Genomic DNA, 22,212 nt, shown 5'->3' on the forward strand with positions numbered 1-22,212 from the left:
CCGGCGATCCCGCTAGCCTGCTGGCCGTGGGTGGGGGCCCGGATAGGTGGGTGGGATGCCGGGAGACCGGAAGCAACTGCATGCGCTGGTGAGCCCCGGCTGGGCCGTGGCCTTCGCAGCGCTCATCGGCGTGCTCGCAGTCGCCGCCGAGCGCACCGACTACCCCGAGCCCGGCTTCACCAGCGCGGTGCCGATCGGCGGCGTGGCGGTCCTGTGGTTCCTGCTCCGCGGCGCTCGCGTGCTGAGCATCGAGACCCTCGTCCTGGCCGCGGTCGCGTACGGCGCGAACACCCTCACCGGTGCCGAGCCCCAGCAGGCCGGTGTCTTCACCGCGACCACGGTCGTCCAGACCCTGCTCGCCGTGGTCCTGCTGCGCGCGTGGTGCCCGCAGATCTGGGGCTGCGGAGGCGAGCGCGCGCTCGACCGGCCGCGGGCCCTGGCCCGCTTCGGGGCGGCGCTCGTGATCGCGATGGCGGTCGGCGCGATCCTCACCTCCGTCGGCATCACCGCGCTGACCGGCGACGACACCACGATGGCCGGCCTGCTCTGGTTCGGTCGCAACCTCTGCAGTGCCTGCATCATCGTCACCTTCGGCCTCCTGCTGGGCCAGCGGCTCAGGACCGACCTGCCGCGCCGCCCGCTGCTCGGCGACGGCACCTGGGCCGAGCTGGTCGCCATGGCCGCGTTCACGGTCGCGATGTACGTCGTGGCGTTCTCCTTCGAGGACCTGCCGATCGCGTTCCCGCTGCTGGCGGCGACCGTCTGGTGCGGGCTCCGGTTCTCGACGGTCTTCAGCGCCGGCCACTCCCTGGTCATCGGTCTCGCCACCCTGGGCCTGACCATGGTCCAGATCGGCCCCTTCGCCTCGGTCGACCGGCTCGAGTTCGGCTACCTCCTCGCGGAGTTCTACATCGCCACGATGGTGATCACCGGCCTCGGCCTCTCGACCGGCCGCGACGAACGGCAGTCCCTCGCGGACGAGCTGCGTCGGGCGCAGGAGGAGGCGGAGTACAGCGAGCGCATCCGCTCCGCGGTCATCGGGTCGATGACCGAGGGAGTCCTCGTGGTCGACGAGACCGGCGAGCTGCTGATGCACAACGAGGCCGCAGCCCAGGCGCTCGGCGTCGACGGCGAGCCGCTGACCACTGGCTCGCGGCTGTCGCTGAGCAGCTGGTCGGTCGACGGCGTCCTGCTCTCGGACGCCGAGCGGCCCACTGCTCGCGCGCTGCGGGGTGAGACGGTCCAGGACACGGAGATCATGATCAGGGTCGCGGACAGCGGGGAGTCACGCATCCTCAACGTGTCCGCGATCCCGCTGCCGCGCGACGAGCGCCTCAACCGGGCCCGGGCCCTGCTGCTGCTCCGCGACACGACCAGCGAGCACGCCCATCGCGAGGAGCTCTCGGCGTTCGCCGGCGTTGTCGCCCACGACCTGCGCAACCCCCTGGCCGCGATCGACGGCTGGACGGAGATGATCGCCGACGAGCTGGATGCCGGTGCGCTCGACGCCCAGCTCGCCCGCGAGTTCGTCTCGCGCGTGCGGTCGGCCTCGCGTCGGATGCGTGAGCTGATCCGCGACCTGCTCGCCCACGCGACCAGCAACGCTCGCGACCTCGACGTCAGCCGCACCGACGTGACCGCGATCGCCGCCGAGATCGTGGCGGCCCGTCACGCAGAGGGCTTCGTCAGCGTCGAACCCGTGTCGCTGGTGCTCGCCGACCCCGTGCTGGTGCGCCAGGTGCTCGACAACCTGGTCGGCAACGCCGTCAAGTACGTCGCCCCCGGCGAGGAGCCCAAGATCATGGTCCGCGGCTGCCGCAGCGACGCCCGCCTGGTCACGATCGAGGTCGTGGACCACGGCATCGGCGTCCCTGACGGGGATCGCGAGAAGATCTTCGACGAGTTCCACCGTGCCCACTACCGCGAGTACGAGGGCAGCGGGCTCGGCCTCTCGATCGTGCGGCGGATCATCAACCGGCACGGCGGGACCATCGAGGCCCTGCCGAACCCCGCCGGACAGGGCTCGATCTTCCGGTTCACGCTCCCGGCGTACGACGCCTGAGCGTCTTCATCCGTGCGGGTGAGCCGAGGGGGGCATGTCGTCACGGATCCTGACCGGGCCCCGGCGGCCTGCGCGCCCTTCCGACATGCACGGGGGACGGGAGCGGGTGCGGCGCCGCCGGGTGTCCACGTTTATCTCCAGATTTCCGCAAGCACGCCCGCTTCGGCGGCGCCCGGGCTTAGTCTCTGAGAAGACCGCTTCCGGTGACCCGAGACGCTGGTGTGGTCGCCTCCGGGACACGGATCCGGGGGACGCAACGTCGACAGGGAGGTGGCCCGAGGTCGTCGCTGCCCTCGGGCCCTCCCTGTCCTCGGAGGATCCTTCGCAGCGAAGTCGCTGAGCGACCGCTGCTCCGCCTGCTACAGGCGGGTCATCTTGCTGAACGGGCTCGGGATGCGCACCGTTCGCGACGTGAAGTCGACGGACACCGCCGCGGGCTCGACCGACACGACGCGGCCCAGGCCGTAGGAGTCGTGGGACACGAGGTCGGAGACCTCGAAGGTCTCGATCGGCCGCTCCAGCTTGGGAGCGAAAGGACTCGTGGCCAGGTGACGCGGCTGGCGGGATGAAGTAGACATTCCCTCCAGTATGCGCTCCCCGTGGGCGCAAGTGTGAAACGGCGGGATATTCGCCGAAGTCAGGAAGTCGCCCTCGAGATGGGCTCTGACCTGGGGTAACTCTGGTCGGCGAGACCGGGTGCTGGCCACTTTCCTCCAGGTTCCCGCAAGTCCCTTTGGTCGCGCTCGTGGCGTGGCTACTGTCATCCTCGACCCCGCTGGAGACCCGAGACTCCGGCGGGGTCACCCATGTCCTGAGGACTTCCAGTCGGCCACGATCATCGGCCGGATGCACTGCGACCGCATCCAGGTGCACCCGCTGGACCAGCGACCCGAGCCCGCGTTCGCCCAGATGATCAAGCCCTCCCACGACGGCCGGCCGCGGATGTCCACCGCCTGGCGCCACTCGAGCAGGATGCCGACGCTCGGCGGGCTGCCGCCGTGGTGGTTCCACAAGCTGGTGGAGTCGATCCAGACAGGACGGGGGAGGGACCCAACACGTGCTGAGCGTCCCTCCATCGACCCAGTGTAGAACGTGTGTTCGAATACAGAACTGGTGGTCTCGTGCTGGGCGGGACCGGCTGGGGACGCCTGCTGGACCCGCGTCCAGGATGAACAAAGCCCCTGCTCTGCGTCTCCGCAGATCAGGGGCTGTGTCTTTGCTGGTGGGCGATACTGGGTTTGAACCAGTGACCTCTTCCGTGTCAGGGAAGCGCGCTACCACTGCGCCAATCGCCCGGGTCTTGAATTGTGAGAGTGACTGCATGGAGGTGGGTACGGGATTTGAACCCGTGTACACGGATTTGCAGTCCGTTGCCTCGCCTCTCGGCCAACCCACCACGGAGGCCAAACTGGGGAGAGACCTCTCCGAGCGGACAACGAGACTCGAACTCGCGACCTCAACCTTGGCAAGGTTGCGCTCTACCAACTGAGCTATGTCCGCCTGCGCTCCGGCCGGTCTCCCGGTCGGCGTGCTTGAGAACAGTAGCCGATGCCCCGGACCGCGCAAAATCGGGTCCGCCCCGGCGCGTTGCCTGCCGTTCGCGGGGTGTTCGGCGCTCCTAGAGTGACGGTATGCGTGCCTGGATCAACGGTTCCCTCCTCGACGACCCGACCGCACCGGCGGTGTCCGTCACCGACCACGGGCTGACGGTCGGCGACGGCGTCTTCGAGGCGGTGAAGGTCGTCGACGGGCTGCCCTTCGGGCTCGACCTGCACCTCGCCCGGCTCCAGCGGTCCGCGCAGGCGCTCGGGCTGCCGGCGGTCGACGAGGGCGACGTACGCCGGGGGATCGAGGCCGTCCTGGGCGGCGCCGAGCTGCCGCTGGGTCGCCTGCGGATCACGGTCACCGGCGGGCCGGCGCCGATGGGGTCCGGGCGCGGCGACGGCCCGACGACCCTGGTCGTGGTCGCCGACGCGATGCAGCCGTGGCCCGCGACCACCCGGGTGGCGACCGTGCCGTGGCCGCGCAACGAGCGGGGGGCGCTCGCCGGCGTGAAGACCACGTCGTACGCCGAGAACGTCGTCGCGCTCGCCCACGCGAAGGCCCAGGGCGCGACCGAGGCGATCTTCGCGACGACCACGGGCAACCTCTGCGAGGGCACCGGGTCCAACGTCTTCTACGTCGTCGACGGTGAGCTGCGGACGCCGACGCTCGCCAGCGGCTGCCTCGCCGGCGTGACCCGTGGGCTGATCCTCGAGTGGTACGGCGGCCGCGAGGTCGACGAGCCGATCTCGGTGGTCGAGCGGGCCACGGAGGTGTTCCTGGCGTCGACGACGCGCGACGTGCAGGCGGTCTCGCACTGGGACGGCCGCGAGCTGCCCGCCCCGGGACCCGTCACCCTCGAGGCGCAGGAGACCTGGGCCAAGCGGGAGCCGGAGCTACTGGGACTCTGAGTCCCTGGTCAGCTCGCCGACCAGCAGGTCGAGGTCGATCCACTCGGTGCCCCGGGGCACCAGCGCGAGGGTGCGGGTCAGGAACCGGTAGAGGTCGTGCGTGCGGAGCTGGGTGACCAGCCGGCCGTCGGGGGAGCACAGCTCCATGACCACAGCTGCCCGGCCGTTCTCGTCGATGCTCGGCCAGAGCAGGACGTCGCCCTCGCCGGCCGGGTCGGTGACGCCCTGCAGCAGCAGGTCGCGGCCCACCACCCAGCAGACCTGCTCACCGGGACCGCCGAAGGTGATCGCCACGGCCCACGGGTCGCTCGGGTCGTAGCCGAGCGACGCCGGCAGGTCGATGCTGCGGCCTCGGGCGTCGAGGCACTGCAGGGTCACCTGCTGGGTCAGCGTGGGCGAGATCGGCTGCTGGGTCACGTCAGGGAGACGACCGAGGGGGCGGTCCGTGACGCGGGTGCCCGAATGTGTTCTGAGCCGAACCGTGCGCTAGAGTCTGCGACCGCACAACTCGGGCGATTGGCGCAGTGGTAGCGCGCTTCGTTCACACCGAAGAGGTCACTGGTTCGAACCCAGTATCGCCCACCGAGAGGCACCGAGAAGGCCGCACGCAGAGCGTGTGGCCTTCTGTCATGTGACGGCCCGGATAACCCGGGAGCGTCGCCGGTCCGGTCCTCGATACGATCGAACGAGCCCGGAGAGCGCCGGGCGGCCACCCAGTCAAGGAGTCACCGTGTCCGACCTCAAGATCGTCCTCGTCCACGCCGACGCGCGTGAGGACCGGACGGTCACGACGGGCACCAAGGCCTGGGAGCTCTTCGCCGACGACACCGCGGTCATCGCGGCCCGGGTCAACGGCGGCCTGAAGGACCTCGCCTACGAGCTCAAGGACGGCGACGAGGTCGGGGGAGTGGCGATCGACAGCGCCGACGGCCACGACATCCTGCGCCACTCGACGGCCCACGTGATGGCCCAGGCCGTGCAGCAGCTCTTCCCCGAGGCCAAGCTCGGCATCGGCCCGCCGGTGGAGAACGGCTTCTACTACGACTTCGACGTCGAGACCCCGTTCGTGCCCGAGGACCTCGTGAAGATCGAGACCGCGATGCGGAAGATCATCAAGGAGGGCCAGCGCTTCGAGCGCCGGGTCACCAGCGACCACGACGCGATCCACGAGCTGCAGGACGAGCCCTACAAGATCGAGCTGATCGGTCTCAAGGGGTCGGGCAAGGCCGAGGACGCCGCCGAGGGCGCGAGCGCGGAGGTCGGCGCCGGCGAGCTGACGATCTACGACAACGTCCGACGCAACGGCGACGTCGCGTGGAGCGACCTCTGCCGCGGCCCGCACCTGCCGACCACCAAGCGGATCCCGGCGTTCAAGCTGATGCGCAGCGCGGCGGCGTACTGGCGCGGCGACGAGAAGAACAAGCAGCTCCAGCGCATCTACGGCACCGCGTGGGAGTCCAAGGAGGCGCTCGAGGAGCACCTCCACCGCATCGAGGAGGCCGAGCGGCGCGACCACCGCAAGCTCGGGCGCGAGCTCGACCTCTTCAGCTTCCCGGACGAGATCGGCTCGGGCCTGCCCGTCTTCCACCCCAAGGGCGGCGTGATCAAGCGGGAGATGGAGGACTACGTCCGCCGGCGGCACATCGAGGAGGGCTTCGAGTACGTCGGCACGCCGCACATCGCCAAGGAGGGGCTGTTCTACACCTCCGGGCACCTGCCGTACTACGGCGAGGGCATGTTCCCGGCGCTCGACGTCGACGGCATGGACTACCGCCTCAAGGCGATGAACTGCCCGATGCACAACCTGATCTTCCGCTCGCGCCAGCGCTCCTACCGGGAGCTGCCGCTGCGGCTCTTCGAGTTCGGGTCGGTCTACCGGCACGAGAAGTCGGGCGTCATCCACGGCCTGACCCGGGTGCGCGGCTTCGCGCAGGACGACTCGCACTCCTACGTCACCAAGGAGCAGGCGTCCGACGAGATCAAGCACCTGCTCGACTTCTGCCTCGGACTCTTCCGCGACTTCGGCCTCGACGACTTCTACCTCGAGCTGTCGACCCGCGACGACTCCAAGCCGGACAAGTTCATCGGCTCCGACGAGGACTGGGAGATCGCGACCAAGGTCCTCGAGGACGTCTGCATCGAGTCCGGCCTCGAGCTGGTCCCGGACCCGGGCGGCGCGGCCTACTACGGCCCCAAGGTCTCCGTGCAGGCCCGGGACGCCATCGGCCGCACCTGGCAGATGTCGACGATCCAGTACGACTTCAACCAGCCGTCGGCCGACCGGTTCAACCTCGAGTACGTCGCCTCCGACGGCACGCGTCAGCAGCCGGTGATGATCCACTCCGCGAAGTTCGGCTCCATCGAGCGGTTCATCGGGGTGCTCGTCGAGCACTACGCCGGCGCGTTCCCGCCGTGGCTCGCGCCCGTGCAGGTGCAGGCGATCCCGGTCGCCGACGCCTTCTCCGACTACCTCTACGACGTCGCGAGGCAGATGAAGGCGCAGGGCCTGCGGGTCGAGGTCGACGACTCGGACGACCGGATGCAGAAGAAGATCCGCAACGCCCAGCTGCAGAAGGTGCCGTTCATGATGATCGCCGGCGCCGACGACGTGGCCGCCGGTGCGGTGTCGTTCCGCTACCGCGACGGCCGTCAGGACAACGGGGTGCCGATCGACGAGGCCATCAAGCGGGTCGCCGACGCGGTTGCCTCGCGCGAGCAGGTCTAGCGGCTAACCGACGTAGATCAACCCGTCCTCGCTCGCCGTCGCGAGCCACGTCCTGCCGCCGGCGAGCGAGGAGATCTGCTTGACCCCGGCGACCGAGGAGCCCTCGGTGTCGGTCGGGTCGGGCTCGCCGTCGTCGAACCAGAACATGCCGTACGCCGGCGCGTCGCCGGCAGCCTTCAGGCCCGTCGTGATCACGGCCGGGTCCCACGACCCGTTGCTGTTCGCCGGGCCCACCTCGGCGAGCGCCATCCGCGGTGAGACGGCCGCCATCGCGGCGTACGACCCGAGCACGAGCTCGTCGGTGTCGTCGCCGCAGGCCTCGAAGTCATAGCTCGACAGGCCGGCGATGTCGTACGCCGCCGGACGCGTCGCCACCGGGTCGGCGGCGTTGTAGTCGGAGCGAGGCACGAACGAGCAGCACCAGAGCAGGTTGTGGATGCCGTGCGCCCAGGCCCGCTTCTGGACCAGCCGGTAGAGCTTCCTGATGTTGGAGCGCCATGCGGCGGACCCGCCGTGCCCGTTGTCGCAGCCCCACCAGAACCAGTAGCTGTTGGCCTCGATGAGCGGCCGGAAGACGGTGGCGACGCCGGCCTTCTGCAGCTGCAGGAGGTACGGCGCGACCTCGTGGTCGAACTCCGCGAGGAAGCGCTTGCGCTCCGGCGTCCCCTCCTCGAGCACCCGGGCGACCACCTTCGGCCCCGGCTGCTCGTGCGCGCCGGCGCGGGTACGGGGGTTGCGGGGGTACCAGCTGGTGACCAGGACGTCGCCTGCCCGGGCGCGAGCGATCAGGTCGCCCAGCACCTCCTGGTTGTAGTCGTGCTTGACGGCGTACTGCCACTCGTTGGTCGTCCACCCGAGGAGCCGCACGCGTCCGGAGAGCGCCGGAGCCTCGGCGTCGAGGGCGGTCAACGGCCCGAACGGGTCGTCGCCGTTGACGTTGAGCTGCTGACCGACGGCCATGGTCCGCGCCGCCGTGAAGCCGTCCAGCAGGGCGGCGAGATCCCTCGCCGACCGGTACGCCTTCGGGTCCGCCAACGACGTCGCGGCCACCGCGCGCGGCCCGAGCATCCCTCCGCCCAGGGCGACGACGGCGCCGCCGAGCACCGCGCGCCTCGTCGCCCCGACCTCGGTCATCTCGCGACCCTAGACCCGCTTGACGTAGCGGCGACAGGGCGAGATGTACGTCGTGCCCTCCGCCGTGACCTCGTAGGGCAGGTCCTCCTCGTTGGTCCACCCACGCTTCTCGTAGAACGCACGGGCCCGCAGGTTGCCGATCGCGACGGCCAACCACGCGACGTCGTACCCCGCCGCCGCGACCTGGCGCTCGGCCTCGTCGAGCAGCGTGCTGGCGACCCCGCTGCCGTGCGCGGCCGGGTCGACGAAGACCTGCTCGACCTCGTCGCGGTCGATCATGATGAATCCGACGATCCGGCCGTCGACCTCGGCGACCGTGGTGTCCCCGACCCGGGACGGCGTACGTGCGTGGAAGGCCGCCAGGTTGCGGGCCGCCGTCAGGCCGTTGGGCACGTGCCCGGGGTGGCTGGTGTGCCAGGCCGTGTGCCAGATGTCGGCGACCGTGGCCATGTCCTCGGGACGCGCAGGGCGGAGGTTCATGTCCTCACCCTAGGGGCGCGCGTCGCGATGCCATGGCCTGCTGCGCGCCGCCCATCACGCACGCTGGACTGCGTTGTCGTCAGTCGCCGGGACTCCGTCCCGCCTCCCTCCTCCGCCTTGCCAGCGCACGCGCTGGACGACGCTCGCGACGGCCGAGCATCGGGACGCACACCCTAGGGTTGTCCCATGACTGATCCCGGTGGCCACGAGCGCGACGGGTTCGAGGGTTTCGACCGGCTCTGGACGCCGCACCGGATGGCGTACGTCGCGCCCGGTCGACCGACCGACGACGGCTGCCCGTTCTGCGCGATGGAGGACCTGCCGGACGACCAGAGCCTGGTCGTCCGCCGTGGGGAGACCTGCTTCGCCGTCCTCAACCTGCACCCCTACAACCCCGGTCACCTGATGGTGCTCCCGCACCGCCACGTCGCCGAGCTCGAGGACCTGACCGAGCAGGAGGTCACCGAGCTGATGACCACCACGCAGCAGGCCGTGCGCGCGATCCGCGAGGTCAGCGGGCCGCACGCCTTCAACGTCGGCCTCAACCTCGGTGGTGTCGCCGGCGGTTCCCTGTCGCAGCACCTGCACCAGCACGTCGTGCCCCGGTGGTCGGGTGACGCCAACTTCATCACCGTCCTCGGTGCCACCAAGACCCTTCCGCAGCTGCTCTCCGACACCCGCTCGCTGCTGGCGGAGGCGTGGGCGTGATCGCCGATGCCGAGCTCGCGGCCCGGTTGGTCCGCGAGGCCGGCACCCTGGCGCGACGGATGCGGGCGGACGGTCTCGAGACCGAGCGCAAGACCTCGATCTCGGACGTCGTGACCGCTGCGGACCACGCGGCCGAGCAGCTCGTCGTCGACACCCTCCGGGCCGAACGTCCCGACGACGGCATCCTCGGCGAGGAGGGCGCCAGTCACGACGGGACCAGCGGCCGGACCTGGGTGATCGATCCCGTCGACGGCACCTACAACTTCGTCGCCGGCCTCGACTGGTGGTGCTCGGCCATCGCACTCACCGACGGCGACGATCTCGTCCTGGGCGCGGTCCACCACCCCGCGACCGGTCGCACCTACGTCGGCGGACCCGACCTGCCGACCACGCTCGACGGCGTACCACTGCCACGCCTGGTGGACCGGCCGCTCGCGGCGTCCTGCATGACGACCTACCTGCACCCCCCGTCGTACGGCGGGGAGGTCGGTGCGGCCTTCGACCGGTTGGTCGGTGGCGCGGCGACGCTGCGCATGCTGGGGTCAGCCTCGATGGACGCGACGGCCATCGCGACGGGCGCGCTGCACGTGCGCTGCCAGCACTCGCTCCCGCCGTGGGACGACCTGCCCGGCCGGGCGCTGGTCCTCGGCGTCGGCGGCACGGCGGCCCGCGTCGACGCGGCAGGTGTCTCCTGGGCTGCGGTCGGTGTGCCGACCGCTGTCGCCGACGTCGAGGTCGCCCTCAGCGCAGGCGGGCCGCCACGACCGTGACGTCGTCGTGGAGGCGTTCGTCGGCGAGGTCGGCCAGGCCGGCGACCAGCGCCTCCAACGAACCGCCCGCCAGCTCCGCAGCCCGCTGACGCAGCAGCTCGATGCCCTCGTCGATGTCGCGGTCCTTGGACTCCACCACGCCATCGGTCACCAGCACGACGGTCGCACCCGGCTCGACCGGCACCCGGACGGACGTACGACCCTCGAGGGGCTGCACCGCCAGCGGCAGACCGGCGCCGCCCTCGACCACCTCGGCCGTGCCGTCGGCGTGGATCAGCACGAGGGGCGGGTGCCCGGCGTTCGAGAGCTCCAGCGTGCCGCTGTCCGGCTCGATGTGGAGGGCGGCCGCCGTCACGAACTGGTCCGGCGCGTCGCGCGCCATCATCTGGTCGGCGGCCGTCAGCAGCTTGTCCGGGGCGGTCTCGACGGTCAGAAGTCCGCGCAGGGCGGAGCGCACGTGGATCATCGTGGTCGCGGCTCGGACGCCGCGACCCATGACGTCCCCGACGACCAGGACCAGCCCGCCCGTGGGGGAGCCGATGGCGTCGTACCAGTCGCCCCCGACGTGCTCGAGGTCGTCGCCACCGGGCGCGTAGTAGGCCGCGACCTCGAACCGGTCGAGTGCCGGGAGCGGGCTCGCCGCGAGGCTGAACTGCAGCTCCTCGGAGATCGTCGTCGTGTGCAGGAAGAGATCGGCGCGCGCCGCCGCGATCTCGTACTGCGAGGCCAGCGTGTCGAGCAGCTGGGCGTCCGCCTCGGACACCGGAGCACCGGAGTCGGTGTCGATCAGCCCGCGCACCCGCTCCAGGCTCGCGGAGTGCACGGCCGCGACCTGGTCCGGCGTCCGCGCCTCGGAGAAGTCCGCGGTGACCTGCTGCAGGAGCAGGGCTCGGGCCGAGGCGTCGGCCTGTTGCTGCTCCAGCAGGATCCGCGCGGTCACGTCCTGGAGGCAGCCGATGGTGCCGGCCGGTCCACCATCGGGACCGACGAGCACCTTGCCGTGGGCCTCGATCCAGGTCGGCTTCCCGTCGGGTCGCACGATGCGGTTGCGGAGCACGTAGCTGGAGAGGTTGCCCATCGCCTCCTGGACGATCGCGATGGCACTCTCCCGGTCGTCCGGGTGGATGCTCGCGACCCAGGCGTCCCAGGTGCCGTCGAAGCCACCCGGCGGCAGGCCGTAGATGCGGTGCATCTGGTCGTCCCAGACGTTGGTGCCGTCCAGGGCGTTCCAGTGCCAGGTGCCGAGCTCGGCGGCGGCGTGGGCGAGCCGGAGGCGGATCTCGCCCTCCGCGGCCTCGGCCTCGGTGCGACGGATCTCCGTCATGTCCTCGAGCGCGGCGATGGCACCGACGACCTCGCCGTCCGGACCGAGGATCGGGTTGACGGTTGCCTCGGCGACGATGTCGTCGTCCGGCCCGCGGCTGACGGTGAGGTCTCCCCGCCACGGCACGCCTTGAAGCACTGCTGGCAGTGCCGGTGTCTCTCCGGGACCGAGGGCGACGAGGTCCACGACCTGGCTCCCCAGCAGCTCCTGGACGCTGCGCCCGAACATCTGCGTCGCAGCGTTGTTGGCGAACGTCACGACGCCACCGGCGTCGGAGGCCAGCACCGCAAGGCTCAGCGCGTCCAGCAGCTGCAGTTCGTCATCTTGACGCTGCACGGTGCACCCCTCCCACGGTCTGGGCTCAGTATCCACAGCCACCGGGCTGGGCGTGTCCGAATCGCCGACAGGGTCAGACCAGGGCGTACGGCGACTCGGGCGACCGACCCTGGAAGGCGAGGATGCTCGGGTTGACAACGCGCCCCTCCCGGATCTCGATGGCGTTGCTCAGGGTCTCGTCCGCGTCCCACGACGCGGGACCCTCGAGGACCGGTCGCAGGAAGGGGATCAGCGCGTTGCTGTTGTCCCAGGTCGCCGAGTTCCAGAGGTACGACGGGCTGTGGTCGACCGCGTAGTAGAGGACGTGGTTGCCGACCTCGAAGGTCGGGTCGTCGAACGTCGTCGGCCGGGCCCACTCGAAGCCCATGCCGAGGTCGCAGGAGACGTCGACGATCACGCTCCCGGGACGGAACGCGTCCACCTCGTCGGTCTGGAGGTAGGTCAACGGCTTGGCGGTGTCCTGGAGCGTGCAGTTGACGATGATGTCGTTCTCGGCGAGGTAGGCGGCGAGGGGCTCACGACCGCGCTCGGTGATGACGTGGCTCAGGTTGACGTCCCCGGGCTCGTGGTCGAACTGCCGGATCCGCACCGAGTGGATGGGGGAGCCGACGGCTGCGACCTCGCGGTTGGTCAGGACGGCGACCTCGTGGACCCCGTGCGCGTTCAACGCGGTGACCGCGCCGCGCGCGGTGGCGCCGAAGCCGATCACGATCGCGGTGAGGCGACGACCGTAGTCACCGGTGAGGCCGGCCAGCTGGAGCGCGTGGATCACCGAGCAGTAGCCGGCGAGCTCGTTGTTCTTGTGGAAGACGTGCAGGCCGACGGAGCCGTCCCGCGTCCAGTGGTTCATCGCCTCGAAGGCGATCAGCGTGAGCTTGCGGTCGATCGCCAGCTGGGTGACCTCGGTGTCCTGGACGCAGTGCGGCCAGCCCCACAGCACCTGGCCGGGGCTCAGCGCCGCGACGTCCGAGTGCTGCGGCTTGGGCAGCAGCACCACGTCCGAGGTCGCCAGGATGTCGGCGCGCGATGCAAAGCCGGCGACGTGGTCGGCCAGGGACGCGTCCGAGGCGCCGAAGTGCTCGCCGTACCCGTGCTCGAGGGTGATCCGCGACCGGATGTCCGCGTCGAGCAGCGGGATGTGCTCGGGATGCAGGGGGAGACGGTGCTCGTTCTCCTTGGCCGACGAACCGATGACGCCCAGCCCGAGGAGCCTCACTTCTTCTTCGTCGGGATCGGGTCAGCGATCGTGGAGGATCCCTTGTCGCGCTTGTCGGCCCGCTTCTCCTTGATCGACTTCCCGGTCTTCTTGGTCATGCCCTGCCGTGGCGACTTGTCGCTCATGGGAGATCTCTCTGAGGGGGAAGCCTGAACGGCCGCCGTGCCACGACACTACGCCCCCGCTCGCGACCGGGGTCGCGAGCGAGGGCGTGGCTCGGAGCTGGTCAGGTCAGCCGCGTACGCCGTACAGGTGCTCCAGGGCGAGCTGGTCGAGGTGCTCGAACGCCATGCCGCGCTGGGCCGCCTCGTCCGGGTCGAACGAGTCGGCCCGCAGGTCGGCCACGGTCTCGCCGGCGGCGAGGCTCGGCTGGGCGAGCTCGTCGAGGCGAGCGTCCTTGAGCGCCTGCACCACCTCGGGGTCCGCGCGGAAGGCCCGGACCTTGTCGCGCAGGATCAGGTAGTTGCGCATGCAGCCGCGGGCGGAGGCCCAGACGCCGTCCATGTCCTCGGTCCGCGGCGGCTTGTAGTCGAAGTGGCGCGGACCCTCGTAGCCACCGTTCTCGACGATGTCGACGGTCCAGAACGCGCCGCGCGCGTTGCCGGCACCGAAGCGCAGGTCCTGGTCGTAGCGCGGGCCGGTCTGGCCGTTGAGGTCGATGTGGAAGAGCTTGCCGTGCCACAGCGCCTGGGCCAGGCCGTGCGCGTAGTTGAGCGACGCCATCTCCTCGTGCCCGGTCTCCGGGTTGAGGCCCACCATCTCGGGGTGGTCGAGCTCGTTGATGAACGCGAGCGCGTGGCCGATCGTCGGCAGCAGGATGTCACCGCGGGGCTCGTTCGGCTTGGGCTCGATCGCGAACCGGATGTCGTAGCCCTTCTCGATGACGTAGGCACCGAGCGTGTTGAACGCCTCTGCATAACGATCCAGCGCCGTCTTCACGTCCTTGGCGGCTCCGGACTCGGCGCCCTCGCGGCCGCCCCAGGCGACGAAGAGCTTCGCGCCCAGCTCGGCGGCCAGGTCGACCTGGTCGGCTGCCTTGCGGATCGCGAACCGACGTACGTCGCGGTCGTTGTTCGTGAAGCCGCCGTCGCGGAAGACCGGGTGGGAGAAGAGGTTGGTCGTCACCATCGGGACGACCAGGCCGGTCTCCTCGAGCGCCTTGCGGAAGGGGGCGAGGTGCTGCTCCTTCGTGGCCGCGTCGGCGTCGAAGGGGAAGACGTCGTTGTCGTGGAAGGTGACGCCGTACGCACCCAGGTCGCTCAGGCGGTGGATCGCCTCCGCGGGGGCGAGCTCGGGCCGCACTGCGCCGCCGAACACGTCGACGCCCTGCCAGCCCACGGTCCACAGGCCGAAGGAGAATCGGTCTTCGCGGGTGGGGGTGTAGTCGCTCATCGGGCTCCTCGTCTCGATTACGATTTGGTCACGCTCAGGCGTGAATCGACTTAGTTTGAACGTGCAACAAAACACGCACTCTGAAGCGCTTGCCCGGCTCGGACAGCCGTGAGTATGTTGTCGCCCACAACATACCCGGTGACTGTCGTCACATGACAGTGGTCACGGATCCCGAACCATGGAGGTCGAGGAAATGGTCAGGAAGAACGGTGCGCGTCTCGCGTCCCTCGCAGCAGTGGGAGTGCTGGCATTCGGCGCACTCGCCGCGTGCGGCGGCAGCGACAGCGACGGCGGCAGCGATGGCGGTAGCGACGGCGGCAGCGCCACCAAGGCAACCGGCAAGGTCGGGGTGATCCTCCCCGACTCGAAGTCGTCCGTGCGTTGGGAGACGCAGGACCGCCCGAACCTCGAGGCCGCCTTCAAGGCTGCTGGGCTCGAGTCGGACATCCAGAACGCCGAGGGCTCGCCCGACACGTTCGGTCAGCTGTGCGACCAGATGATCACCGAGGGCGTCAACGTCCTCATCGAGACCGACCTTGACCCCGACTCGGGCAAGGCCTGCATCGACAAGGCCAAGAACGCCGGCATCGCAGTCATCGACTACGACCGCCTCACCCTCGGCGGCGGCGCTGACTACTACGTGTCCTTCGACAACGTGGTCGTCGGCCAGCTGCAGGGCCAGGGCCTGATCGACGGCCTGAAGGCCAAGGGCGTCACGAGCGGCAACATCGCCTTCATCAACGGCGCTGCGACCGACAACAACGCCACGCTCTTCAAGCAGGGCTACGAGCAGGTCATCAAGGACGACGGCAGCTTCGACGTCGTCGGCGACCAGACCGGCGACTGGGACCCGGACACCGCGGGCAAGGTCTTCGACCAGTTCTACGCGGCCCACCCGGACCTCGTCGGTCTGATCACCGCGAACGACGGCATGGCCGAGGGCGTCATCGCTCGCGAGAAGGCCGCCGGCGTCGAGGGCAAGATCCCGGTGACCGGCCAGGACGCGACGGGCCCCGGCCTCGCCAACGTCCTGCAGGGCTACCAGCTCGGCACCGTCTTCAAGGACACCTCGCTCGAGGCGAAGGCTGCCTCGGACCTGGCGATCGCGATCATCAACGGCGACGACCCGGCGTCGATCGCGACGGCCACGGTCAACGACTCGGTGCTCAGCGTCGACGTCCCGTCGGTGCTCGCCACCCCGGTCTGGATCACCGCCGACACCGTCAAGGACGTCGTCGCGGCCGGCCAGGCCAACGCTGCAGAGATCTGCAAGGGCATCGAGAACCTGTGCTCGAAGTACGGCGTCAGCTGACCCTCAGCGGTTGCCTGACAGCTTGAAACGCGGGGGCCCGTCCATCTGGGCGGGCCCCCGTTTCACGACCAAAACCCTCGGAAGGGCAATGCAATGTCGAGTGAAGAGCCGCTGCTGCAGTTGCGCGGTGTCCAGAAGTCCTTCGGCGCCGTGGAAGTGCTGCGCGGCGTCGACCTGACGGTCCGCCCCGGCCGCGTGACGGCACTGGTCGGCGACAACGGCGCCGGCAAGAGCACGTTGATCAAGGGGATCGCGGGCATCTACCCGTTCGACGAGGGCGACTACGCCTTCGAGGGCAACGCCGTCCACGTGAAGAGCCCCCGCGACTCGAACGCGCTGGGCATCGAGGTCGTCTATCAGGACCTCGCCCTGTGCGACAACCTGGACGTCGTCCACAACATGTTCCTCGGCCGTGAGCTCACCAAGCGCGGCATGGTGGACGAGGACACGATGGAGGCCCGGGCGCGCGAGACGCTCGACGGCCTCTCGGTCCGCACCCTGAAGTCCGTGCGCACGCACGTCGCCGCCCTCTCGGGTGGCCAGCGCCAGACGGTCGCCATCGCACGCGCGGTGCTGTGGAACTCGAAGGTCGTCATCCTCGACGAGCCGACCGCCGCTCTCGGCGTCGCGCAGACCGAGCAGGTCCTCCTGCTGGTGCGCCGGCTCGCGGAGCGCGGCCTCGGAGTCGTGCTGATCAGTCACAACCTGAACGACGTGTTCCAGGTCGCCGACGACGTCGCGGTCCTGTACCTCGGCCAGATGGTCGCCCAGGTGGACGTCGCCGACACCAGCCGCGAGCGGATCATCACCGCGATCACGACCGGCAAGCTGAACGAGGGAGACGCGGCATGAGCGCCGGGACCGAAGAGACCCAGGACACCCACGGCGGAGACACGCTCGGCAGCATTGCGCGCGACTACGTCGCCAAGCTCCGCGGAGGAGACGTCGGCTCGATGCCGGCCGTCCTCGGGCTGGTCGTGCTCGTCATCGCCTTCTCCCTCCTCCGACCCGAGACCTTCACGAAGGCCTTCAACTTCGGCAACCTGATCCAGCAGTCGGCCGGCGTCACGATCATCGCGATGGGGCTCGTCTTCGTGCTGCTCCTCGGCGAGATCGACCTCGCAGCGGGCTACACGGCCGGCACCGCAGCGGCCGTGACGTCGCTCGTGATCACCTCCCACGGCTGGCCGGTCGCGCCGGCGCTCCTGATCGGGCTGCTGACCGGCACGGTGATCGGGTTCTTCATCGGGACGATGGTGTCCCGGCTCGGGATCCCGTCCTTCGTCGTCACGTTGGCGCTGTTCCTCGCGCTGCAGGGCGTCGTGCTGTCGATCATCGGCGAGAAGGGGTCGATCGACTCGGGTGAGTGGATCGCGAAGCTCAACGCCGACAACCTCCCGGTCTGGCTCGGTTGGGTGATCGCGGTCGTGCTCGTGGGGGCTTACGCGTTGCTCACGTACACCACCAACAGTCGCCGCCGTCGCCACGGCCTGACCAGCGAGCCGACCCTGCTGTGGGCGCTCAAGTCCGGCGGGCTCGCCGTGCTGACGTTCCTGGTCGTCTACTACCTGTCGATCGAGCGCAGCCCGAACGCGAACATCAAGTCGATCAAGGGCGTGCCGATCTCTCTCCTGGTCATCATCGGTCTCGCCATCGTGCTCACCGTGCTGCTGAGCCGGACCACCTGGGGCAGCCACGTCTACGCCGTCGGCGGCAACGCCGAGGCCGCGCGTCGTGCTGGCATCAACGTCAAGCTGGTTCAGCTGAGCTGCTTCATGATGTGCTCCACGGTCTCGGCGGTCGGCGGCATGATGCTGGCGAGCTACAGCGGTGGCGTCAACAACGTCACCGGCGGCAACCAGACACTGCTCTTCGCTGTCGGTGCAGCGGTCATCGGCGGGACCAGCCTCTTCGGAGGCAAGGGTCGCGTCGTCGACGCCATCATCGGTGGCACCGTCGTCGCGGTGATCGCCAACGGCATGGGCCTGATGAACCAGCCCGACAGCCGCAAGCTCATCGTCACCGGCCTGGTGCTGCTCGTGGCGGCCAGCGTCGACGCGATCAGCCGTCGCAAGGCCGCGGCCAGCGGCCGAGTCTGACCGGAGGAGCACGTGCCCACCCCCACCGGCGTCGGCACCGAGGAGCTGAGGCGTGCGAACCTGCGCGCCATCCTCCAGACGGTGCACACGCACGGCCCCACGACGCGCGCGGTCCTGACGCGTCAGCTGGGACTCAACCGCAGCACCATCGGTGCTCTGACCGGCGAGCTGCAGACCCTCGGCCTGGTGTCGGAGGAGACGTCGGCGGTGGGTGGGCGCTCCGGGCGACCGTCACATCTGGTCGTGCCCCGTGAGGACAACATCGTCGTCGCGGTCGACGTCGGCGTCGACCGGATCGCGGTCGCGCTCGTCGGCCTCGGCGGCGAGTTCCTGGACCGTCGTACCCGCGGCCACCAGCGCGGCGAGCACGACGTCGAGCACGTCGTGGAGTCGGTCGCCCAGATGATCGACGACATCCTCGTCGGGTCCGACCAGCGTCGGTGCCTCGGCGTCGGCGTCGCCGTGCCCGGCGCGGTGCGCGCCGACGACGGGCTGGTGCGGTTCGCGCCCAACCTCGGCTGGGTCGAGGTGCCGTTCACCGACCTGCTCGCGGAGCGGCTCGGCCGGCCGGTCTCGACCGGCAACGACGCCAACCTCGGGGTGCTCGCGGAGCACACCCGCGGCGCCGCGGTCGGCTTCAGCGAGGTCGCCTACCTCAGCGCGAGTGTCGGCATCGGTGGCGGCTTCCTGGTCGGCGGGCGCCCGCTCGCCGGCGCCCGGGGGTACGCCGGCGAGGTCGGCCACATGCAGGTGGACAGCCGCGGGCCGGCGTGCCGCTGCGGCGCGCTGGGCTGCTGGGAGATGAAGGTCGGAGAGAACGTCCTGCTCCAGCAGGCCGGCCGGCTCCCCGGGGGCGGACCTCCAGCCGTCGCCGAGGTCATCGCGGCCGCGCGGGCGGGGGAGGAGCGGGCCGCTGAGGCGGTCGACGGCGTCGCCGAGTGGTGCGGCGTCGGCATCCGGGCCCTGGTCAACCTCCTCAACCCCGAGATCGTCGTCCTCGGTGGCACGCTCGCCCAGGTGTGGCGCGCCGCGGAGGACCGGGTCAACCAGGCGCTGCAACGCAGCACCTTGGTGTCACCACGCGCCGAGACACTCATCCGGTCCGCCCGGCTCGGCGACGACTCGCCGCTCGTCGGCGCGGCCGAGCTCGCCTTCGGGCCGGTGCTCGAGCACCCCCAGGCCGTGCCGCAGGCAGTCTGACCGTCTCCGACCGGTAGCCTGCTGCCGCCATGATGGAACGTTTCCGCGCCTTCTTCACGAAGGTCATCTCCCCGATTGCCCACCTCTTGATCCGTCTCGGGGTGAGCCCCGACGCCGTGACCTTCGTCGGCACCCTCGGTGTCTGCGCCGGAGCGCTGATCTTCTTCCCGCAGGGCAAGCTGCTGACCGGCGTCCTGGTCATCACCGCCTTCGTCTTCAGCGACCTGCTCGACGGCTACATGGCCAGGACCACCGGTCGGGTGAGCAAGTTCGGCGCCTTCTGGGACTCCACCCTCGACCGGGTCGGAGACGGTGCGATCTTCATCGGGCTGGCGCTCTACTTCGCGTGGGAGGACCCGGACAAGCTCTACCTCGTGCTCTGCCTCGTCTGCCTGCTGATGGGCAGCGTCACGTCGTACGCCCGCGCCCGCGGCGAGACGCTGGGGTTCTCGGTCAAGGTCGGCATCGCGGAGCGTGCCGACCGGCTGGTCGCGATCCTCGTCATGACCGGGCTGGGCGCGATCTTCGACCTTCCCGTGCTGATGTACATCGCCCTGTGGTTCCTCGCGATCGCGTCGACCCTGACGGTCGCGCAGCGGGTGTGGGTGGTCCGGAAGCAGGCGCTGGCGGAGGCGGCACTACCCTCTCCCCATGAGTGACAGCACTGGCACCACCCGGGTCAAGCGCGGCATGGCCGAGATGCTCAAGGGTGGCGTGATCATGGACGTCGTCAATGCCGAGCAGGCCAAGATCGCCGAGGACGCAGGCGCCGTCGCGGTGATGGCCCTCGAGCGTGTTCCCGCCGACATCCGCGCCGAAGGTGGCGTGTCCCGGATGAGCGACCCGGACATGATCGACGGCATCATCGAGGCCGTCTCGATCCCGGTGATGGCCAAGGCCCGGATCGGTCACTTCGCCGAGGCGCAGGTGCTGCAGAGCCTGGGTGTCGACTACATCGACGAGTCCGAGGTGCTGACCCCGGCCGACTACGAGAACCACATCGACAAGTGGGCCTTCACGGTCCCCTTCGTCTGTGGTGCGACCAACCTCGGCGAGGCGCTGCGACGGCTCACCGAGGGTGCGGCGATGATCCGTTCGAAGGGCGAGGCCGGCACCGGTGACGTCTCCAACGCGGTCACCCACATGCGGACCATCCGCAAGCAGATCCGCCGTCTCGGCGCCCTCGAGGAGGACGAGCTGTACGTCGCGGCCAAGGAGCTGCAGGCGCCGTACGAGCTGGTCAAGGAGGTCGCCGAGGCCGGCAAGCTCCCCGTCGTCCTCTTCACCGCGGGCGGCATCGCCACCCCGGCCGACGCGGCGATGATGATGCAGCTCGGCGCGGAGGGCGTCTTCGTCGGCTCCGGCATCTTCAAGTCCGGCAACCCTGCGCAGCGCGCCGAGGCGATCGTCAAGGCGACCACGTTCTTCGACGACCCCGACGTGGTCGCGAAGGTCTCGCGGGGTCTCGGCGAGGCGATGGTCGGCATCAACGTGGACGAGATCCCGCAGCCGCACCGCCTGGCCGAACGCGGCTGGTAGTCCCACCGTGGTGACCATCGGCGTGCTGGCCGTCCAGGGCGACGTGCGCGAGCACGTGCGGATGCTGGAACGGCTAGGCGTCGAAGCGCGCACCGTACGCCGCGAGTCCGAGCTCGAGGCCTGCGCCGGCCTGGTGGTCCCGGGCGGTGAGTCGACCACGATGGCCAAGCTGGTGCGCACCTTCGACCTCTTCGAGCCGTTGCGACAGCGGATCAAGGAGGGCATGCCGACCTTCGGCACCTGCGCCGGGATGATCATGCTCGCCGACCGGATCGAGGACGGCACGCGCGACCAGGAGACGCTCGGTGGCCTGGACATCACCGTCCGGCGCAACGCGTTCGGACGGCAGGTCGACTCGTTCGAGGGCGACGTGCACGTGACCGGGCTCGACAAGCCGGTGCACGCGATTTTCATCCGGGCGCCGTGGGTCGAGGCCGTGGGATCGGGTGTCGAGGTGCTTGCGCGCGTCGAGCACGGTGCGGCCGCAGGTAGGATCGTCGCGGTCCGCCAGGGCCCGTTGATGGCGACGTCGTTCCATCCCGAGGTGGGTGGCGACACCCGGATCCACCAGTTGTTCGTGGATCTGGTTCGCGAGAGCTGAGTAGAAGAGGGACGCATGTCTGGCCACTCCAAGTGGGCGACCACCAAGCACAAGAAGGCCGCGATCGATGCCAAGCGCGGCAAGCTGTTCGCCAAGCTGATCAAGAACATCGAGATCGCGGCCAAGATGGGCGGCCCCGACCTCTCCGGCAACCCGACGCTCTACGACGCCGTCCAGAAGGCGAAGAAGCAGTCGGTGCCGAACAAGAACATTGACTCCGCGGTCAAGCGTGGCGGCGGTCTCGACGGTGGTGGCGTCGACTACGAGACGATCATGTACGAGGTCTACGGACCCCAGGGCGTCGCGCTGCTGGTCGAGTGCCTGACCGACAACCGCAACCGAGCCGCGATGGAGGTCCGCACCGCGGTCACCCGCAACGGCGGCACGATGGCCGACCCGGGCTCCGTCTCGCGCCTGTTCACCCGCAAGGGCGTCGTCGTGGTCGACAAGAGCCAGGAGCGTGGCGGCAAGCCGTGGGAGGTCACCGAGGACGACGTCCTCGAAGCGACCCTCGACGCCGGTGCCGAGGACGTCAACGACCACGGTGACAGCTTCGAGGTCCAGTCCGAGCCCGGCGACGTCGTCGCCGTGCGTACGGCGCTCCAGGCGGCCGGCATCGACTACGACTCCGCCGAGGTCCAGTTCGTGGCGACCATGGACATCCCGGTGGGCGAGGTCGACGTCGCGGGCAAGGTCTTCCGGCTCGTGGACGCGGTCGACGACCTCGACGACGTGCAGAACGTCTACAGCAACGCCGACATCCCCGACGACGTGATGGACGCGATCGACGAGGAGTGACGCTCGGCGTCCCCGCTGTAACGCCGGGTTAGCTGCTGTTCCCACGAGGTTGCAACCCCCTGG

22 protein-coding genes and 4 tRNA genes are annotated in these 22,212 nt (G+C 69.8%); 14 read left to right on the forward strand and 12 right to left on the reverse strand.

Annotation, left to right across the window (positions count from 1 at the left end):
• Positions 1–88 precede the first annotated feature (88 nt).
• Positions 89–2,062 carry an ATP-binding protein gene (locus tag ABLE68_RS17340; protein ID WP_348873044.1) on the forward strand — a complete coding sequence of 658 codons (1,974 nt, stop codon included), beginning with the start codon at positions 89–91 and terminating at the stop codon, positions 2,060–2,062.
• 359 nt (positions 2,063–2,421) lie between these two features.
• On the opposite strand, the gene ABLE68_RS17345 is transcribed toward ABLE68_RS17340, so the two are convergent.
• From ABLE68_RS17345 to ABLE68_RS17365, 5 genes are all read right to left on the reverse strand, one after another.
• Positions 2,422–2,640: a hypothetical protein gene (locus ABLE68_RS17345; RefSeq protein WP_348873045.1), complete on the reverse strand. Its 219-nt coding sequence runs from the start codon at positions 2,638–2,640 to the stop codon at positions 2,422–2,424.
• Positions 2,641–2,862: 222 nt separating this feature from the next.
• On the reverse strand, positions 2,863–3,138 hold the full coding sequence (locus ABLE68_RS17350; RefSeq protein ID WP_348873046.1) for a hypothetical protein: 276 nt from the start codon (positions 3,136–3,138) through the stop codon (positions 2,863–2,865).
• A 144-nt stretch (positions 3,139–3,282) separates the two neighbouring features.
• Positions 3,283–3,357: transfer RNA gene (locus ABLE68_RS17355), tRNA-Val, on the reverse strand.
• Positions 3,358–3,384: 27 nt separating this feature from the next.
• Positions 3,385–3,458, reverse strand: a tRNA-Cys gene (locus ABLE68_RS17360).
• Positions 3,459–3,489: 31 nt separating this feature from the next.
• Positions 3,490–3,562: transfer RNA gene (locus tag ABLE68_RS17365), tRNA-Gly, on the reverse strand.
• Positions 3,563–3,693: 131 nt separating this feature from the next.
• Here ABLE68_RS17365 and ABLE68_RS17370 point away from each other — a divergent pair.
• Positions 3,694–4,515: an aminotransferase class IV gene (locus tag ABLE68_RS17370; protein ID WP_348873048.1), complete on the forward strand. Its 822-nt coding sequence runs from the start codon at positions 3,694–3,696 to the stop codon at positions 4,513–4,515.
• Here ABLE68_RS17370 and ABLE68_RS17375 read toward each other — a convergent pair.
• Positions 4,501–4,932: an SsgA family sporulation/cell division regulator gene (locus ABLE68_RS17375; RefSeq protein WP_348873049.1), complete on the reverse strand. Its 432-nt coding sequence runs from the start codon at positions 4,930–4,932 to the stop codon at positions 4,501–4,503. The two genes, ABLE68_RS17370 and ABLE68_RS17375, sit on opposite strands and share 15 nt — an antisense overlap.
• A gap of 93 nt (positions 4,933–5,025) precedes the next feature.
• Here ABLE68_RS17375 and ABLE68_RS17380 point away from each other — a divergent pair.
• Together ABLE68_RS17380 and thrS are read left to right on the forward strand one after the other, a co-directional pair.
• Positions 5,026–5,097, forward strand: a tRNA-Val gene (locus ABLE68_RS17380).
• A 148-nt stretch (positions 5,098–5,245) separates the two neighbouring features.
• Positions 5,246–7,240: a threonine--tRNA ligase gene (gene thrS / locus ABLE68_RS17385; RefSeq protein ID WP_348873051.1), complete on the forward strand. Its 1,995-nt coding sequence runs from the start codon at positions 5,246–5,248 to the stop codon at positions 7,238–7,240.
• 3 nt (positions 7,241–7,243) lie between these two features.
• Here thrS and ABLE68_RS17390 read toward each other — a convergent pair whose 3' ends face one another.
• Both ABLE68_RS17390 and ABLE68_RS17395 read right to left on the reverse strand, forming a co-directional pair.
• On the reverse strand, positions 7,244–8,374 hold the full coding sequence (locus ABLE68_RS17390; RefSeq protein ID WP_348873053.1) for a glycosyl hydrolase: 1,131 nt from the start codon (positions 8,372–8,374) through the stop codon (positions 7,244–7,246).
• A gap of 9 nt (positions 8,375–8,383) precedes the next feature.
• The gene (locus ABLE68_RS17395; RefSeq protein ID WP_348873055.1) at positions 8,384–8,854 is read right to left on the reverse strand and encodes a GNAT family N-acetyltransferase; all 471 of its coding nucleotides are present in this window, start codon (positions 8,852–8,854) and stop codon (positions 8,384–8,386) included.
• Between the two features lie 186 nt (positions 8,855–9,040).
• Between ABLE68_RS17395 and ABLE68_RS17400 the strand changes: the two genes are divergently transcribed.
• Together ABLE68_RS17400 and ABLE68_RS17405 are read left to right on the forward strand one after the other, a co-directional pair.
• A complete protein-coding gene (locus tag ABLE68_RS17400; RefSeq protein WP_348873057.1) occupies positions 9,041–9,562 on the forward strand; it encodes an HIT family protein in 522 nt (173 codons plus the stop codon).
• Positions 9,559–10,332, forward strand: a complete 774-nt coding sequence (locus tag ABLE68_RS17405) for an inositol monophosphatase family protein (RefSeq protein ID WP_348873059.1) — start codon at positions 9,559–9,561, stop codon at positions 10,330–10,332. Before ABLE68_RS17400 ends, ABLE68_RS17405 begins: the two co-directional genes overlap by 4 nt.
• Here the strand turns inward: ABLE68_RS17405 and ABLE68_RS17410 are convergent.
• From ABLE68_RS17410 to xylA, 4 genes are all read right to left on the reverse strand, one after another.
• Positions 10,304–11,992: a SpoIIE family protein phosphatase gene (locus ABLE68_RS17410; RefSeq protein WP_348873061.1), complete on the reverse strand. Its 1,689-nt coding sequence runs from the start codon at positions 11,990–11,992 to the stop codon at positions 10,304–10,306. The genes ABLE68_RS17405 and ABLE68_RS17410 overlap by 29 nt on opposite strands.
• A 73-nt stretch (positions 11,993–12,065) precedes the next feature.
• Entirely contained in the window at positions 12,066–13,208 is a 1,143-nt protein-coding gene (locus ABLE68_RS17415; protein WP_348873063.1) for a N(5)-(carboxyethyl)ornithine synthase, read from the reverse strand.
• Positions 13,205–13,333 carry a hypothetical protein gene (locus ABLE68_RS17420; protein WP_348873065.1) on the reverse strand — a complete coding sequence of 43 codons (129 nt, stop codon included), beginning with the start codon at positions 13,331–13,333 and terminating at the stop codon, positions 13,205–13,207. The genes ABLE68_RS17415 and ABLE68_RS17420 overlap by 4 nt, the downstream gene beginning before the upstream one ends.
• Before the next feature lie 106 nt (positions 13,334–13,439).
• Positions 13,440–14,600: a xylose isomerase gene (xylA, locus tag ABLE68_RS17425; RefSeq protein WP_348873067.1), complete on the reverse strand. Its 1,161-nt coding sequence runs from the start codon at positions 14,598–14,600 to the stop codon at positions 13,440–13,442.
• Between the two features lie 178 nt (positions 14,601–14,778).
• Here xylA and ABLE68_RS17430 point away from each other — a divergent pair, with 178 nt between their 5' ends.
• From ABLE68_RS17430 to ABLE68_RS17465, 8 genes are all read left to right on the forward strand, one after another.
• On the forward strand, positions 14,779–15,912 hold the full coding sequence (locus ABLE68_RS17430) for a sugar ABC transporter substrate-binding protein (RefSeq protein ID WP_348873069.1): 1,134 nt from the start codon (positions 14,779–14,781) through the stop codon (positions 15,910–15,912).
• Positions 15,913–16,005: 93 nt separating this feature from the next.
• The gene (locus ABLE68_RS17435) at positions 16,006–16,764 is read left to right on the forward strand and encodes an ATP-binding cassette domain-containing protein (protein ID WP_348873071.1); all 759 of its coding nucleotides are present in this window, start codon (positions 16,006–16,008) and stop codon (positions 16,762–16,764) included.
• Positions 16,761–18,011, forward strand: coding sequence for a sugar ABC transporter permease (locus tag ABLE68_RS17440; RefSeq protein ID WP_348873073.1), 1,251 nt, complete (start codon positions 16,761–16,763; stop codon positions 18,009–18,011). Before ABLE68_RS17435 ends, ABLE68_RS17440 begins: the two co-directional genes overlap by 4 nt.
• Positions 18,012–18,023: 12 nt before the next feature.
• Positions 18,024–19,211, forward strand: a complete 1,188-nt coding sequence (locus ABLE68_RS17445) for an ROK family transcriptional regulator (protein WP_348873075.1) — start codon at positions 18,024–18,026, stop codon at positions 19,209–19,211.
• A 29-nt stretch (positions 19,212–19,240) separates the two neighbouring features.
• The gene (gene pgsA / locus ABLE68_RS17450) at positions 19,241–19,870 is read left to right on the forward strand and encodes a phosphatidylinositol phosphate synthase (protein ID WP_348873077.1); all 630 of its coding nucleotides are present in this window, start codon (positions 19,241–19,243) and stop codon (positions 19,868–19,870) included.
• On the forward strand, positions 19,863–20,750 hold the full coding sequence (gene pdxS, locus ABLE68_RS17455) for a pyridoxal 5'-phosphate synthase lyase subunit PdxS (RefSeq protein ID WP_348873079.1): 888 nt from the start codon (positions 19,863–19,865) through the stop codon (positions 20,748–20,750). The genes pgsA and pdxS overlap by 8 nt, the downstream gene beginning before the upstream one ends.
• A gap of 7 nt (positions 20,751–20,757) precedes the next feature.
• Positions 20,758–21,351, forward strand: coding sequence for a pyridoxal 5'-phosphate synthase glutaminase subunit PdxT (gene pdxT, locus ABLE68_RS17460; protein ID WP_348873081.1), 594 nt, complete (start codon positions 20,758–20,760; stop codon positions 21,349–21,351).
• Positions 21,352–21,366: 15 nt separating this feature from the next.
• A complete protein-coding gene (locus ABLE68_RS17465; RefSeq protein ID WP_348873083.1) occupies positions 21,367–22,149 on the forward strand; it encodes a YebC/PmpR family DNA-binding transcriptional regulator in 783 nt (260 codons plus the stop codon).
• Positions 22,150–22,212: the final 63 nt, after the last annotated feature.

Origin of the sequence: Nocardioides pollutisoli (genome assembly GCF_040045055.1) — a bacterium.
Lineage (GTDB): Bacteria > Actinomycetota > Actinomycetes > Propionibacteriales > Nocardioidaceae > Nocardioides > Nocardioides tweenelious.